We start from the raw sequence: 13,867 nt of genomic DNA on the forward strand, positions 1-13,867 counted from the left end.
ACAAAGGAGAACACCAACATGAGCGACAAACGGAGCACCGGCCTGAGCAGGCGTGCCGTTCTGGCGACCGCCGCGACGCTACCCCTGATCGCGGCGACGCCCGCCGCGGCGGCGGCCAAGGGCTGGACGTGGAAGCTGCTCACCGAGGGCACGGACGTGTGGCAGCGCAACTCCTGGAAAGGCAGGGAGCAGTTCGACTTCCGGCTCGGCGGTGGCGGCTGCATCCCGCAGATGCGGCACTGCCCGACCGGCTACCGGCCACTGCTCTCGCCCACCTACGAGGGCGAGGAGACCGACCGGGTCATGCAGGCCGTCCTGTGGGGCCTGAACGTCGAAGCCGCGACCAACGTCCTCGACCGGCGCTGGAACGTCAACCAGGCGGGCACCCGCCCCGGCGCCTACCAGCGCACGGTCCGCGTCGAGCGGACCACCCCGACCGCGACCGACGTGTGGACCATCGCCGACCGGCAGTGGTACGCCGAACTCGTCGCCGACTTCGCGGGATCGGACGCCGTCCCGCAGCTCACCCGCTACACCAGACTGTCCAACGGCACGCTGGAGATCCGCCGCGTCATCCGGCTGCCCAAGGTCGTCAACGCCGGGACGACAGTCGCGAACGTCGAGTTCTACCTGGAGAACTGGCTGCCGTTCCTGCGCTCCGCCGACGCCTTCACCGCCCTGGCGCTGCGACTCGACGCCAACGGCGACCCGAGCGAGTGGTACCGGGCGGGCCAGAACATCCCCTACTACCCGTGGACGCCGACCAGCACCACCAGCGGCTACGCCATGGTCTACCAGGAAGGCACGCACCGGACGACCCCCAACGTGGCCGTGGTCTTCTCCAAGAACCCGGGCACGAAGCACGCCACCTCGGCCGTGTTCGAGAATGTGCGCAACTCGATGGACTGGGACACCGGCATCGGCATCCTGCCCGGCGCCCACATCATCGGCGGGGAAGCCGACAGCATCCTGGACTACACGATCCGCATCGTGCCCAACGGCGGCACCAGCGCCGGCCTGGTCACCGACCTCAACGCACAGGTCGCCGCGATCCGGCCACCCGCTCTGTACGGCCCGTCGTACGCGCTGTCCGGCGAACTGGGCAGCATCGCGGGGCGGCTGCGCGGTTACCTGACCTCCGCCGAGGGAACGCGAACCAACCACCTCGCCCCGCTCCTGGTCTGAGTCCGGCGATCCCGGGCGTCGAGCAGGGATCGTGGGTACCGGCTCCGGCCCGTCCTCCTCTCCAACCGATGGTGCCGTCGGTTCCGACATAGGTGACCGAGACCAGGCCGGCGCTGTCGATGATCGCGGCGGGGCCGATGGCGATGGCGGGGCGCTGAGGTGTAGCGGTGGGGGTCGTCGCCGAACTCTGCGAGCACCCGGGCGCGGAGGATCGCTCCCAGCCCGGCGCGCTGGATCGACGGCCAGCACCCTTACCGCGTAGAGATCAGTCACGACGCCATTCTCTGCTTGGGCACCCCCGCATCGTCAAAGGCCTCATACGCAGCCTCCGCGCCCTGCGAGCACACACCGCCGCGGAACTCAAGCAATCCTGGCGAGCCCTGCAGCGCGTCACCATCAGCCCCAGCCGCAACGGCGAGAGAGTTTCCCGGGCGCAGTCTCGCCGAACAGCAGGGCGGCGGTCTTCTCGGCCGTGGCGTGGCCGCCTGCGGGTAGACGGAGGTGTAGGTGTCGGTGGTGAAGGCGCTGGAGGTGTGTCCCAGCGTTTCCTGGACCACCTTCATCTCCACCCCGGCCGCCAGCAGCAGCGAGGCCGCGCTATGGCGGAGGTCATGCAGCCGGACGGGTGGTAGCCCGGCCAGAGGAATTGGTCGGAGACGTGCTGGGGATGCAGGCGGTTGCCGTCGGGCTGGGTGAAGACGAACCCGCTGTCGGTCCACGCCTCGCCCATGGCCAGGCGTTCCTGGAGTTGCTGCTGCCGGTGCGCGTGCAGCACCTGGGTGGCTGTAGGCCGGCGCATGAATCGAATATTCGAGCCCCACACCCGTACTCAACAAGGGACTTCCTGTCGATCTGACAAAAAGCTATGGTGTGGTCATGTCCGACGACCCATGGCAGCCGCCGCGCATCCTGCTCGCGGTCGACCTGGTGATCCTGACCCTGCGCGACGCGCGCCTGCACGTCCTGCTCGTGGAACGTGGCATCGACCCGTTCCTCGGGGCACGCGCCCTGCCGGGCGGCTTCCTGCGCGACGAGCACGAGGACATCGAGGCGGCGGCGCGGCGCGAACTGGCGGAGGAGGCGGGCCTGTCCGACGTACATCTGGAGCCCCTGGCCGTGTACGGCGAGCCGGGCCGCGACCCGCGCGGCCGCGTCGTGTCCGTCGCCTACCTGGCCATCGCACCCCGCCTGCCGGAGCCCATCGCCGGCACCGACGCCGCCGACGCCTCCTGGACCCCGGTGGACGACGCCCTGGCCCCGGGCACGAAGCTGGCGTTCGACCATCGCCGCATCGTCATCGACGGGGTCGAACGCGCGCGTACCAAGCTGGAGCACACCGCCCTGGCCACCGCGTTCTGCGCCGAGACCTTCACCATCTCGGAGCTCCAGCAGGTGTACGAGGCGGTCTGGGGCGTCCGCCTCGATCCCCGCAACTTCTACCGCAAGGTCCAGGGCGCCCGCGACTTCATCATCGCCGACGGCCCGATGCGCAAGACCCCGAACGGGAGGCCCGCCCGGCTCTTCAAGGCGGGTCCGGCCCACGTCCTCAATCCCCCGATGACTCGGCCTTAGGAGGTCGATGGTCGTGATCGTGATCCTCACCGCGCTGGATCTGGAGTATCAGGCCGTCCGCGAACACCTGACCGACCCGCGCGTGCACCGCCACACCGCGGGCACCCGCTTCGAGCTCGGCCGCCTCTCCGGCGACGGACGCCGGGTGGTCCTGGGCCTGGTCGGCAAGGGCAACCATCCGGCGGCGGTGATCGCCGAGCGGGCGATCGCCGCGTTCTCGCCGTCGGCGCTGCTGTTCGTGGGGGTCGCCGGGGTCCTGTGGCCCGGCATCGGCCTGGGCGACGTGGTGGTGGCCACGCACGTGTACGCCTACCACGGCGGCACCAGCGAGGACGACGGCCTCAAAGCCCGCCCGCGCGTCTGGGAGATCGACCACGAGACCGACCAGATCGCCCGCCACCTCTACCGCACCGAGACCTGGACCCGCCGCCTGCCCGCGGGCGCGGCCGTGCCCGCGGTGCGCTTCGGCCCGATCGCGGCCGGCGAGGTCGTACAGGACTCCGCGATCTCCGCGCACGCCCAGTGGGTGCGCCAGACCTACAACGACGCGCTCGCGATCGAGATGGAGTCGGCCGGCGTGGCGCAGGCCGCCCATCACAACAGGTCGCTGCCCATGGCCGTGGTGCGCGGCATCAGCGACCGCGCCGACGGCACCAAGACCGCGACCGACGGCCTGAACTGGCAGCCGAAGGCGGCGGCCAACGCCGCCGCCTTCGCCGTGGCCCTCGCTCAGGAACTGGCCGTGGAGCACGAGAACCATCCGGCGAGCAAGGCGAGAGAGGCGAACAGCATGTCCGACAGCGTGAAGAACGTCGCCCGCGACAACGCCCGGGTGGGCGTGCAGGCCGGGCACATCCACGGGAACATCACCATCGGTCACCCGCCTCAGACCCCGGCAGCCGACCCGGCCGCCCAGCTCGCCGAGCTGCGCGACCGGCTCGCCAGGGCGCGTAAGGCCCAGGAGGTGGACGAGGACACGTTCACCGCGGCGGAGCAGGAGATCGCCGTCGCCGCCGAGTCGCTGTCCGAGAGCACCGAGGCGGGCAGGAGCAAAGCGGTGATCGCGCTCAAGAAACTCCGCGGGCTCCTGGCGGACGTGGCGGAGCTGGCGGCGCACGTGTCAGCCGTCATCGCGGCCATCCGGGGCGTCCTGTGAACGATTCCCCCTCCGGCCCGACCAACCTCGCCCAGGACTCGGCCAACGTCGCCGTCCAGGCGGAGGCCATCCATGGACCCGTCAACGTCTACCAGGTCGCGGCCTCCCCATCACCCGAGGAGACCTTCGAGGCGGGGCTCAATTCCCTGCGCGCCGGGATGGCTCCGGAGGCGCGCGAGCACATCCGCGACGCCGTGGTCCTGCGCAACTACGTCAACGGCCACTCCTGCTTCTACCTGCTGCTGGCCCTGCTCAGCGGACGCACCCTGCAGCAGGTCCCGCCGAACGAGATCGCCATGCTGCGCTGCGTGCGCGGCGCCGTCAACGACGACGACGAATGGGCCGACGCGATCAAGCTGGTCGACCACCTCCTGACGTCCCGTCCTGCGAATGGCGGGGCTGCCGACATAGAGCAGGAGCTCCAGAAGCTGACCGACGAGCAGCGCAACGACGTCCTGCAGCACATGGAGATGTTCCTGGACAGCTCCGCCGAGGACGCCCTCTGGGCGCGCGCCTTCGACGCGGCCCGGAGCGACCGCTGCGCGAAGGACCGGCTGGGCCGGGCCTGGAAGTTCTTCCAGCCGGAGCCCATCGGCGCACGGGTACGGCCGGCGGATCCTGTTCTCATCGGGTTCGGCATCTGGACCGGAGCCACGGCGACCACCGCGCTGGCCCTGGCGACCGTCGGCTTCATCGGCGCCACGGCATGGCAGGACAACGGGCCGGCGGCGGTGTCCGCCCTGCTGGCTCTTGCGGCCGGCTGCTACGCGAGCGTGCGCAGCGGCGTGGAGTGGCGGTGCAGGAAGGAGCGCCGCCAGGCGAAGGATCGCGAGGATCTGCGCCGGCCGGCGACCACGCGCGGCGATGGTTTCGCGAGCAAGATCGACCGGCAGTTCAACCACTATTTCGCGCTGTACACCCCGTCCGGCGAGGACAGGGCCCGCTGGCTCTCGGAGACGGCGGGCGTCCGCCGGGCCTTGCGTGACGAGGTCGTCACCATGTACCGGGAGAGCACGGTCAACGCCAAGCGAGTCGCCTGGCTCACCAGATACCTGGTCGCCGACGTCGCGCGGCGCTGGCAGGCGGGCAAGCTGTGGGACTACCGCAAGGAGTTGCGCGTCCCCTTGCTCGTGAAAGCGATGTGCGTGCTCGCCGCGATCGCGGCGGCCGCGGCAGGCGGCTTTCTGATCTGGAGCGGCGCGCACGTCAGGCCGTTGCTCGTGTCGCCGGCCGCGGTCGCCGCCCTGGCCTCGGTCTGGTCCGCGGCTCGCCTGTGGCTGCGCATCGCCGCGGAGTACAGGCGCCACTCCGCCGACAAGGCGGAAAAGGAGGGACTGCTGGCCGGCCGCCAGGCGGCTTTCGACCGGTGGAAACGCAAACTCGCCGACAGACCGGACGATCTCGAGATGGCCCGCTGGCTGGAGTGCGACCGCAAGGCGCTGATGGAGCAGGCGATGAGCCTCTACAGGCTGAAGCGGCAGGACGTCCTCGCCCACGCCTTCATCGAGGCGCCCGCCACGCCCTTCTATGACAGGGCACGCATCGAGAACGGGCCATGGCGCTATTCGAAATACAAGATCCTGCTCTTCCTGCTCACCAAGGACGGCGTGCGGCAGTTGACCGTGCACCTCGACTTCCAGAAGGCCACCTTCCGCAGCCGGGCCCGCACCAACTACCGCTACGACGCGTTCACCTTCGTCCAGGTGGCCGAGACCGACAACGGAGAGAACGTCTTCGAGCTGACGCTGACCAACGGCGATCCGATCAAGGTCAAGGTGACCGACCCGCCTACAGATGTCACCGAGAACGAGGACAAGGATCCGCAGGGCGCGTCACAGTTGACCCTCGGCACGGCGGGGCTCGGCAACGCCCTGCACGTACTGGAAGGGGTCGCCGCGGAGGGCAAGGAGTGGATCGCCTTCGAACGCCAACGTGAGAAGGTCCCCCTCGCGGAGGTGAGCAAGGCCGTGAACGCCATCTTCGCCTGACGAACCATGACCGGTCGGTGAACCACTTCCGATGATCGCTCGTTCACCAGACACGAGCTGGGTGGCCGATCTGTGAGGCGTCATCGGGGCGTTGATCCGCCGGCCTGCGTTCTGGCGGGCGGATCCGCCGCTGCCGATCGTGCCGGTGACCGGGGAGTACACGGGCGAGACGGCCCCATGGAATTGCGGCTGTCGCGGTCGGCTTAGCCCTGATGACCTTGGTGAAGCCGAACACCTCCGGTGGAAGGGGTCAGACGTCAGACGAAGCGGATGGGCCGCTTGCCCGAGGTCCCGGGTACGGCCGATGATGACCGTCATGAGCGGTCCAGAAGGGGTGCGCCGGGTTCACCAGCGCGCAACCGGCTCGGGGTTCGCGCGCATCTACCAGGCCGCCGGGGACATGATCGTTCATGACGGCGGGGAGCCGTACCGGCTGGCGGTCTGGCCGGCCCCTGCCGCCGCCCCACCGCCGGAGCAGGCGCGGGCGCGGCCCAGCGGCCTGCTGCAGGCGGCGAACGGGCTGATCGCGTTCACCGGACGCCGCGACCTGCTGGACGACCTGCGGCGCTGGCGGGACGGGCCGGGCCTCGCGGTGCGGCTGATCCACGGAGCGGGCGGGCAGGGCAAGACGCGCCTGGCCCATGAGGTGGCGCGGACATGGCGGCAAGACGGGTGGGTGGTGCTGGCGGCACATCACCGGCGCGACCGCTCCGCGCCCGAGCCCTTCGTCGTTCCCGATCTGGCGCGGGCCGCCGGGGTGCTGCTGGTGGTGGACTACGCCGAGCGGTGGGACACCGCCGACGTGCTGTCGCTGCTGGCCGACACCCGCGTCGGCACGGGGCTGCCGGTACGCGTGCTGCTGCTGGCCCGCCCGTCCGGCACCTGGTGGCAGGGCCTGGCGTACCGGATCCAGCGTGACGTCCACCTGACGCCCGGCCGTACGGAGCTGGGGCCGCTGGAGGACGGGCCTGACGTCACGCGCGCCGGGCTGTTCGATGCCGCGCGTGACCGGTTCGCCGAGCTGCTCGGAATACCGGACGCCGGGAATGTGGACCCGCCACCCGCGTGGGCCCGTCACGAGGCTTACCGGCTGGTACTGACCGTGCACATGGCCGCACTGGCCGCGGTGCTGGCCTACGATCGCGGTGATCCCCCGCCCGCCGACCCCGTGACCGTGTCGGCCTTCCTCCTGGCCCGCGAGCGCGATCACTGGGAGGCGATGTCCGCACCCTCTCGCGACAACCCGCTCCGTACGACTCCCGACGCGCTGGGGCAGCTCGTCTACACCGCCACGCTGACCGGCCGGCTCGGCCACGCCGACGGGAGGGCGGCGCTGGCCCTGGCCGGGATCGACTCCAGAGAGGCTCCCGGGCAGCTTCTTAAGGATCACGCGGTCTGCTACCCGGGGGCGCGGGACACGGTCTTGGAGCCCTTGTACCCGGACCGGTTGGGCGAGGACTTCGTCGCCTTGATGACCTCCGGCCATTCTCATGAGTTCCCGGCCGACCCATGGGCCGACGGCGCACCGGCCCGGCTGCTCGCGCCAGCGGAGGAGGAGCCGGTGGAGGAGGCGCCGGTGGAGGACCCCGGCCGTGTGTGGGCGCCCCACGCGCTGGCCACTCTGGTGGAGGCCGCGCGCCGATGGCCGCATCTGGCCGGCGGCCAGCTGTACCCGCTGCTGGATGCGTACCCCGAGCTGGCCCTGCAGGCCGGGGGCGCCACCCTGGCCGCCCTGGCCGCGCTGGACGGGATCGATCCCTATCTCCTGGAGGGCATCGCGGCCGTCCTGCCGGATCACCGGCACATCGACCTGGACATCGGCATCGCCGCCGTGACCTCCCGGCTCGCCGGGCATCGGCTGACGGCCACCACGGAGCCCGCCCTGCAGGCCCGCGTCCACGAGGATCTGGCCATCCGCCTGGGCTATGCCGGGCTGCACGCTCGCGCCCTCGCCGAGGGCGAGCAGGCCGTCCAGATCATGCGCGAGCTGGCGGCGCTCGACCGCGCCAGGCATCTGCCCAACCTGGCCGCCTCCCTGAACAACCAGGCCACGAGGCTGATGTCGCTGGGCCGGCGGGACGAAGGGCTCCCGCTGCTCGAAGAGGCCATCGCGTTCCGGCGTGAGCTGGCCGCCGCCGACCCGGCCACCCACCTGCCGGACCTGGCAACCGCCCTGGCGAACCACGCTGCCTCGCTGGCCGATGCGCGGCGGCTGGACGAGGCGCTCCCGCACTCCGAGGAGGCCCTTCTCCTGCGGCGGCGGCTGGTGGCGCTCAACCCCGCCGCCCACCTGCCCAACCTGCCCCCATCGTTGATCAACCACGCCCTCCAGCTCGCGGACATGGGGCGGCCGGCCGAAGCGGTCCTGCTCTCGGAGGAGGCCGTCACCATCGGCCGGGAGCTGGCCGCACTCAACCCCGCCGCCTACCTGCCCGACCTGGCCACCGCCCTGGAGAGGCACGCTGGACGGCTGGCTGAGGTAGGGCGGCTGGACGAGGCACTTCCCCTCTCCGAGGAGAGCCTCACCCTGTGCCGGGAGCTGGCCGAGCTCAACCGGGCGGCCCACCTGCCCGACCTGTCCGTGTCGCTGAACAACCACATCGGGCTGTTGGCACAGGCCGGACGGATGGACGAGGCCATCCGGCTCTCGGTGGAGACGATCGACGTGTGCCGGGAGCTGGCCGATTCCGACCGGAGGGCCTACTTGCCCCTGCTGGCCGCCTCGCTGCACAACTACGCGCTCAAGCTCGTCCCGCCCGGGCGCGAGGCGGAGGCGGTCGGGTTCTTCTCGGAGGCAGTCTCGCTGCGGCGGGAGCTGGCCGGGCGGGACCCGGCCGTTCGCCTTCCTGAGCTGGTGTCCACGCTGAGGAGCCTGGCGGACCTGTCATCCAGGCACGCGCTGCGGCTCGTGGGCGAGGAGCGGCGGGCCGAGGCGCTCCCGTACTCGGAAGTGGCGGTCGCCTCGTGGCGGGAGCTGGCCGAGCTCGATCGCCCGCCTCACCTGCCCATGTTGGCGAGCGCGTTGAACAACCACGCCGGGCGGCTGGCCGAGGCAGGGCGGGCGGCGGAGGCGGCCCCGGTCGCCGGGGAGGCGGTGGCCCTGTGGCGGGAGATGGTGGGGCTCGACCGGGCCGAGTATCTGCCGGATCTGGCGCTCTCGCTACGCAACTGTGCGCTTCGGCTGGCGGAGGCCGGGCGGCGCGCCGAGGCCGTCCCGCTCGCGCAGGAGGCCGTTGTCCTGTACGCGCAGCTGGCCGAACTCGACTCGGTTGCTCATATGCCGTCGTATGTGCAGGCTCTGACAGTCCTCGGGCTCATGCTGGTGGAGGAGGCCAGGTTTCGCGAAGCGGTCGCACCCCTGCTGCATGCCTTGCCGGCCAGTCGCTACCTGCCCGACCGCGACCGGGACATCATCATCACGATCATGGCACAGCTGTACCTTGCCTACGCGGGCGACTCCGCGGGGGTCTCCCGCGAGTACCGCGCGATCACCGGCCAGGACGTTCCCGGCTGGATGCGTGGGTGATCCGCCTCGCTGTCATCCGCCGTCGGGCAACCTGAAGGCACGACACGAGCGAGTACTTCCTGTGACTGACACTGCGGCTTCGCCTCGTCAAGGCAAGCGTGACCGCGTATGCGGACGGCCGTCCAGGTCGTCCCGCATCGACCATTTGCGAGACGGTCTTTCGAGCGGCTCAGGTGCGGATCTCGGGGGCGTAGTCCAGCGCTGCTCCCGGCACTGGTGGTTGGGATTCTGACCATCACCGGAATCGCACAACCGACCGCCGCCGACTCCCGAAGGGAGAGCACCTCCTTCTTCTCGGCCCCACCCAACGAGGTCCTGGTCGGCCGCCGGCACAGCGGAGACGCGAACGGCCAGACCCGATGCCAATACGCCAGGATCGCCGAATAGACCTGTCGGGTGAACGTCCTGCCCGGGTGTCGAGATGGCGGAGTGAATCGGCCGAGTCGGAGATGTCGGGAACCGGCAGTGGGAGGGGGAAGACGCCGGGGGTGGAGGGGTGTGGGTCGTTCGTTGTCAACGGACCACGATGGGTGCCGGATGTGCGCGCGTTGCCTGCCGCGTGTCTCGGTTTGTTGACGGCTGCCACCGTCGGTTGCGGCCGTGACACGACCATGACACGGCGCGGACGAGGCGGGGACACGGCTGGCCGACAGTGGACGGGGTCGGCCGGCGGGCGAGTTACCGAGCGTGCTGCGAAGCGATCCGGTCGCCCGCATCGGGACGACGCTGTACGGCCCCGTCTCATCCAGCAGGGGGAGACGAACCGGCCGGAGGTGTTGTGACCGTCTGCCGGGACGGAAAGTCACGGCGAAGGTGATCACGAAAAGGAGCAGACATGGCTGATGACGGAGGATGGGACCGGCGTTCGGTGCTGCGGGGCGCCGCCGTGCTGGCCGGTGCCGCCGCGGCCGCACCGCTGCTGGGGAAGGCCGCCACGGCGTTAGCCGACGCCGGTGACGCGGACGCGCTGTTCAAGGCCGGCAAGTTCGAGCAGGCGGGCCGCGCGTACGAGGAGATCCTGAAAAAGGACCCCACGAACCTGCGGGCGGCCCGCCAGCGCGGCTATGTGGGGCTGCTGTCCAACCGGTTCCCCGAGGCTGAGAAGTACCTCAAGATGGCCCTCGCCCTGGCGCCCGGCGACAAGGACACCAACTACTTCCTGGCCGACTGCTACATGCGGCAGGACAAATTCGCCCTGTCCGCACCATGCTGGCAGGCGGCCGGCGGCACCACCTACGCCAAGTGGTTCGCGGCGATCAGCGGCGAGGCGTATCAGATCCACGGCGACACCGCGCGGGTGGAGTTCACGCAGATGGACCCGTTTCCACTGGTGGAAGCCTCGCTCAACGGCGGACCGGCGAAGCGCTTCCTGCCCTACACCGGCGCCCCGAATCTGAACCTGCGCGGGTCGGTGGCCAAGGAGGCCGGGCTGAGCCCTGTCTTCAGCGAGGAGGTCGATTTCGGGCAGGGCACCGTATGGGCGCACTACGGGATACTGGACTCCTTCAAGCTGGGCGGCATCGAACTGCGCAACATCCCTGTCGGCTGGTCGGAGACGGAGTCGGGCGAAGACGTCGACACTGACAGCGACGGCCTGATCGGCACGTGGGTGTTCTACCACCTGTTGACCACCTTCGACTACGCGGGCCGGTCGCTGATCCTGCGCCGCCCGACCCCCGCGGCGGCCGGTAAGGCACGCGCCGCCGCCCAACGGGCGGGTGCCGAGCCTCTGCCGCTGTGGCTGGCCCGTGAGCACCAGTTGCACAGCCTGGGCAGCATCGCCGGCATCGCCAACTCCGGCCCACGGGTGGTGGGCGTGAACTTCGGCGGAGTCGGCGAGACCATCGCGGGCATGCATGGGGACACGGCCAAACAGTTGCAGATCCGCACCGACTACGACCGCCCGGTCGAGACCGCTGCCCACAACCACCCAGTCGTCGTCTACCCCTGCTACCCGAAGGAGATCCGCCTCGGCGACGCCGTCGCCAAGGACGTCTACTGCTTCACGAACCCACAGGCCGCGCTCGCCCCCTTCGGGTTCGACCTGCTGGCCCACTTCGCCCACTGCTTCTGGAAGCCCTACAACATCACCCTCGACTTCACCGACATGAACCTCTACATCGCCCGCGGCAAGGCCGCCTGATCACCACGACCGCACGCTGTTCCTGGGTTCCCCGACTCCGAACGTGCACGTGCTGACCAGCCCGCACCGCTCCCTCGGCAGCTACCGGCCCCCGGCGATGAGGTCCTGGCCGCCCTGACCCTCCTGGCGGACCGGCGTGACTGGCCGGCCGATGTCGAGCCCGGCCAGATCGCCGCCGCCCGCGATGGCGGCGTCACCTGGGAGGGGCCCTGGCGCCCGTGCTGCGGGTCGGTGACCGCCGCGCCGCCCAGCGCCGCCACGCCCACCTGACCTTGGTCCGCGACCGCCAGGACGCCGACCACGCCGACCATGCCGGCCAAGACGTCCCCCAGGACGTCCAGGACGTCCCAGCGCAGTCGTCCCCGAGCCCGTTCGACCTGGGCCTGTGGCGCGATGAGGTGGAGATGACGGCCCTGTGTCTGAGGATCTCGCAAGCCTCGCTCGTCATGGTGAATGTCCTGATGCTGTACGACGTCCTCGCCGATCCCAGGTGCTCCGGCCTGCTCACCCCGGTCGACCGGCGCGGATTGACCCCGCTGTTCTGGCTGCACGTCCGCCCGCCTGGGTGAGCAGGGTGTACCGGCGGGTGGTGTCCGGACGGGCATGCCCCATCAGCTCGGCGACCACGACGATGTTGATGCCCTGGCGCAGCAGGTTGGTGGCGGAGGTGTGTCTTCTGCCCGCACTCGCTGTGTGCGGTTGTGTTCGTATGGCGATCGAGCAGGTGGCTTTCCATCGGGGTGTTCGCGCTGGGGGTCGTCGCTCGTGTGGCGTTTCCAAGTAGGTCAGGTGATGCAGGTCACTGGCTTGGGGTGCTCGTAGAGCAGATTGTCGGTGGTGCCTGCGATCGTGTCCTGCGTGGGCGAGCTGGTCGAGCGGGTGGATGAACGGGACCGCGTGCTGGGGGTCGTGGACCGGGCAGAGGCGGAGCGTCGGCGATGGATGCATCGGATCGCGACGACGATCTGTCGCGATCCGATGCGGCGGATCCTCGTGCTGCGCCGAGCTGAACAGCTCACTCGCTTTCCCGGCCACTATGACGTGATGGTCGGCGGTGCCGTGGACGTGGGCGAGTCGTATGAGGACGCGGCGGCCCGCGAGCTGTCCGAGGAGCTGGGCGCCGACGTCCCTGTGCGTTTCATGTTCAAGTTCCTGTGCCGGGAGGGGGTCGGCCCTGTCTGGTTCGGGGTGCATGAGGCCATGATCACCGAGCCATTGGTTCCGGATGCGTCCGAGATCGCTTGGCATGCCTGGCTCACAGAGCACGAACTGCGGGAGGCCGTTGATCGATGGCCTTTCGTTCCCGGTGGGCGAGAGGCGTTGCGCCGATATTTGACATCCGGGAAGGAGGGCCGGCCGTCGGCTGGCTGATCGGCGGCATCAGGTCGAGTGGGTGGCTCAGCTGCATGGCCCGATGCCCGTCGTCCGGGCCGGCAGCCGACGTACTCCGGTGTCGGGGCCGCACTGGCGGCGGAGTTGGAGGATCCCTTCGTGTTGGGCAGCGATTCGAAGTCTTCGCGCAGGTGGGCGTAGGGCGGGTGCCGTGGAAGGCGGTGCGGTCAACGCCGGATTCACGGGCGAGGGTCTTGATGTCGCATCGTCCGCCGGGTGGCGGGTCGCCGAGGAGGAGCCGGTCCATGGCGGCCCGGATTCGGGTTTCGTTGTGGTGGCGTTGCTGGGGAGTAGGTCTCACGGGTGTGCTCCGGCAGCGGTGTCGATCGCGGCGATAACGCGTCTTGCGCGGTCGTGTTCGGCTTTCAGGCGGGTGCGTTCGGTTCGGCGGGTCGGGCCGGGTTCGCCGAGGAATGCCATGGTCCGGTCGGCGTGGTCGGCCCAAACGGGCCGGTGGCAGGGGTGGTGGGTGGCTTGGGAGTGGTGCCGTGCTCGATGAAGATCAGCACATACAGCCGTTTGAGCAGTATCGTCTCGACCACGAGGAAGTCGCATGCGATGATCGCGTGGGCTTGAGCGGACAAGAACTGCCGCCATGACCCCACCGCGGTCGGCCATCGAGCTGATGGCGCAGCACCTGATTCTCGTGACGGAGCACCAGCAGCTCAACGTCCTTCGACAGATCAGCGCGGGCCGGCACCGTCAGCAAGCCGAACAAAGCACCTGACCAACCGGTAGATCAGCGGCAACAACACCTCGCGATGGTTGCCGCCGCCGCCCTGGTCATGCAGCAGAATCCCCGTTCAGAGTACGAAATCGTGTCTCCGAGCGGGACACGTTCAGCCGTGCCATGAACGGGCATGAAGCGCACCTCTACCAGCTCCTGCGGGAGATGGATGACGGCC

The 13,867-nt window shown here is 69.9% G+C and carries 13 protein-coding genes; 9 read left to right on the plus strand and 4 right to left on the minus strand.

Annotated features, from left to right (window positions below; translation table 11 throughout):
- Positions 1-18 precede the first annotated feature (18 nt).
- Positions 19-1,185 carry a hypothetical protein gene (locus ACWDX9_RS18670; RefSeq protein WP_366317353.1) on the plus strand — a complete coding sequence of 389 codons (1,167 nt, stop codon included), beginning with the start codon at positions 19-21 and terminating at the stop codon, positions 1,183-1,185.
- Between the two features lie 269 nt (positions 1,186-1,454).
- Here the strand turns inward: ACWDX9_RS18670 and ACWDX9_RS18675 are convergent, their stop codons facing one another.
- Together ACWDX9_RS18675 and ACWDX9_RS18680 are read right to left on the minus strand one after the other, a co-directional pair.
- Positions 1,455-1,832, minus strand: coding sequence for a tyrosine-type recombinase/integrase (locus ACWDX9_RS18675; protein WP_449955355.1), 378 nt, complete (start codon positions 1,830-1,832; stop codon positions 1,455-1,457).
- The gene (locus ACWDX9_RS18680) at positions 1,745-1,984 is read right to left on the minus strand and encodes a hypothetical protein (RefSeq protein WP_449955360.1); all 240 of its coding nucleotides are present in this window, start codon (positions 1,982-1,984) and stop codon (positions 1,745-1,747) included. Before ACWDX9_RS18680 ends, ACWDX9_RS18675 begins: the two co-directional genes overlap by 88 nt.
- Before the next feature lie 77 nt (positions 1,985-2,061).
- Between ACWDX9_RS18680 and ACWDX9_RS18685 the strand changes: the two genes are divergently transcribed.
- The 6 genes from ACWDX9_RS18685 to ACWDX9_RS18710 all read left to right on the plus strand — a co-directional run bounded on the left by ACWDX9_RS18685 (position 2,062) and on the right by ACWDX9_RS18710 (position 12,139).
- Positions 2,062-2,757 carry an NUDIX hydrolase gene (locus tag ACWDX9_RS18685; RefSeq protein WP_449955250.1) on the plus strand — a complete coding sequence of 232 codons (696 nt, stop codon included), beginning with the start codon at positions 2,062-2,064 and terminating at the stop codon, positions 2,755-2,757.
- Positions 2,758-2,764: 7 nt separating this feature from the next.
- Positions 2,765-3,913: a 5'-methylthioadenosine/S-adenosylhomocysteine nucleosidase family protein gene (locus tag ACWDX9_RS18690; protein WP_449955252.1), complete on the plus strand. Its 1,149-nt coding sequence runs from the start codon at positions 2,765-2,767 to the stop codon at positions 3,911-3,913.
- Positions 3,910-5,901, plus strand: coding sequence for a hypothetical protein (locus tag ACWDX9_RS18695; protein ID WP_449955255.1), 1,992 nt, complete (start codon positions 3,910-3,912; stop codon positions 5,899-5,901). The genes ACWDX9_RS18690 and ACWDX9_RS18695 overlap by 4 nt, the downstream gene beginning before the upstream one ends.
- 316 nt (positions 5,902-6,217) lie before the next feature.
- The gene (locus ACWDX9_RS18700; RefSeq protein WP_449955258.1) at positions 6,218-9,427 is read left to right on the plus strand and encodes a tetratricopeptide repeat protein; all 3,210 of its coding nucleotides are present in this window, start codon (positions 6,218-6,220) and stop codon (positions 9,425-9,427) included.
- An 835-nt stretch (positions 9,428-10,262) separates the two neighbouring features.
- Positions 10,263-11,570: an aspartyl protease family protein gene (locus tag ACWDX9_RS18705; RefSeq protein ID WP_449955260.1), complete on the plus strand. Its 1,308-nt coding sequence runs from the start codon at positions 10,263-10,265 to the stop codon at positions 11,568-11,570.
- Between the two features lie 218 nt (positions 11,571-11,788).
- Positions 11,789-12,139: a hypothetical protein gene (locus ACWDX9_RS18710; RefSeq protein ID WP_449955263.1), complete on the plus strand. Its 351-nt coding sequence runs from the start codon at positions 11,789-11,791 to the stop codon at positions 12,137-12,139.
- Here ACWDX9_RS18710 and ACWDX9_RS18715 read toward each other — a convergent pair.
- Positions 12,075-12,518, minus strand: a complete 444-nt coding sequence (locus ACWDX9_RS18715) for a tyrosine-type recombinase/integrase (RefSeq protein ID WP_449955266.1) — start codon at positions 12,516-12,518, stop codon at positions 12,075-12,077. The two genes, ACWDX9_RS18710 and ACWDX9_RS18715, sit on opposite strands and share 65 nt — an antisense overlap.
- Between ACWDX9_RS18715 and ACWDX9_RS18720 the strand changes: the two genes are divergently transcribed.
- Positions 12,429-12,941, plus strand: a complete 513-nt coding sequence (locus tag ACWDX9_RS18720) for an NUDIX hydrolase (protein ID WP_449955269.1) — start codon at positions 12,429-12,431, stop codon at positions 12,939-12,941. The genes ACWDX9_RS18715 and ACWDX9_RS18720 overlap by 90 nt on opposite strands.
- Before the next feature lie 386 nt (positions 12,942-13,327).
- On the opposite strand, the gene ACWDX9_RS18725 is transcribed toward ACWDX9_RS18720, so the two are convergent.
- Positions 13,328-13,546 carry a hypothetical protein gene (locus tag ACWDX9_RS18725; protein WP_449955272.1) on the minus strand — a complete coding sequence of 73 codons (219 nt, stop codon included), beginning with the start codon at positions 13,544-13,546 and terminating at the stop codon, positions 13,328-13,330.
- Positions 13,547-13,557: 11 nt separating this feature from the next.
- Here ACWDX9_RS18725 and ACWDX9_RS18730 point away from each other — a divergent pair, with 11 nt between their 5' ends.
- Positions 13,558-13,689 carry a hypothetical protein gene (locus ACWDX9_RS18730; protein ID WP_449955275.1) on the plus strand — a complete coding sequence of 44 codons (132 nt, stop codon included), beginning with the start codon at positions 13,558-13,560 and terminating at the stop codon, positions 13,687-13,689.
- The last annotated feature ends 178 nt before the right edge of the window (positions 13,690-13,867 follow it).

Source organism: Nonomuraea sp. NPDC003201 (genome assembly GCF_053590415.1).

Bases quoted from the DNA above. Each gene is read 5' to 3' on its own strand.
- ACWDX9_RS18670 (WP_366317353.1), top strand. From the start codon at position 19: ATGAGCGACAAACGGAGCACCGGCCTGAGCAGGCGTGCCGTTCTGGCG.
- ACWDX9_RS18680 (WP_449955360.1), bottom strand. From the start codon at position 1,984: ATGCGCCGGCCTACAGCCACCCAGGTGCTGCACGCGCACCGGCAGCAG.
- ACWDX9_RS18685 (WP_449955250.1), top strand. From the start codon at position 2,062: ATGTCCGACGACCCATGGCAGCCGCCGCGCATCCTGCTCGCGGTCGAC.
- ACWDX9_RS18690 (WP_449955252.1), top strand. From the start codon at position 2,765: ATGGTCGTGATCGTGATCCTCACCGCGCTGGATCTGGAGTATCAGGCC.
- ACWDX9_RS18700 (WP_449955258.1), top strand. From the start codon at position 6,218: ATGAGCGGTCCAGAAGGGGTGCGCCGGGTTCACCAGCGCGCAACCGGC.
- ACWDX9_RS18705 (WP_449955260.1), top strand. From the start codon at position 10,263: ATGGCTGATGACGGAGGATGGGACCGGCGTTCGGTGCTGCGGGGCGCC.
- ACWDX9_RS18715 (WP_449955266.1), bottom strand. From the start codon at position 12,518: ATGCATCCATCGCCGACGCTCCGCCTCTGCCCGGTCCACGACCCCCAG.
- ACWDX9_RS18730 (WP_449955275.1), top strand. From the start codon at position 13,558: ATGACCCCACCGCGGTCGGCCATCGAGCTGATGGCGCAGCACCTGATT.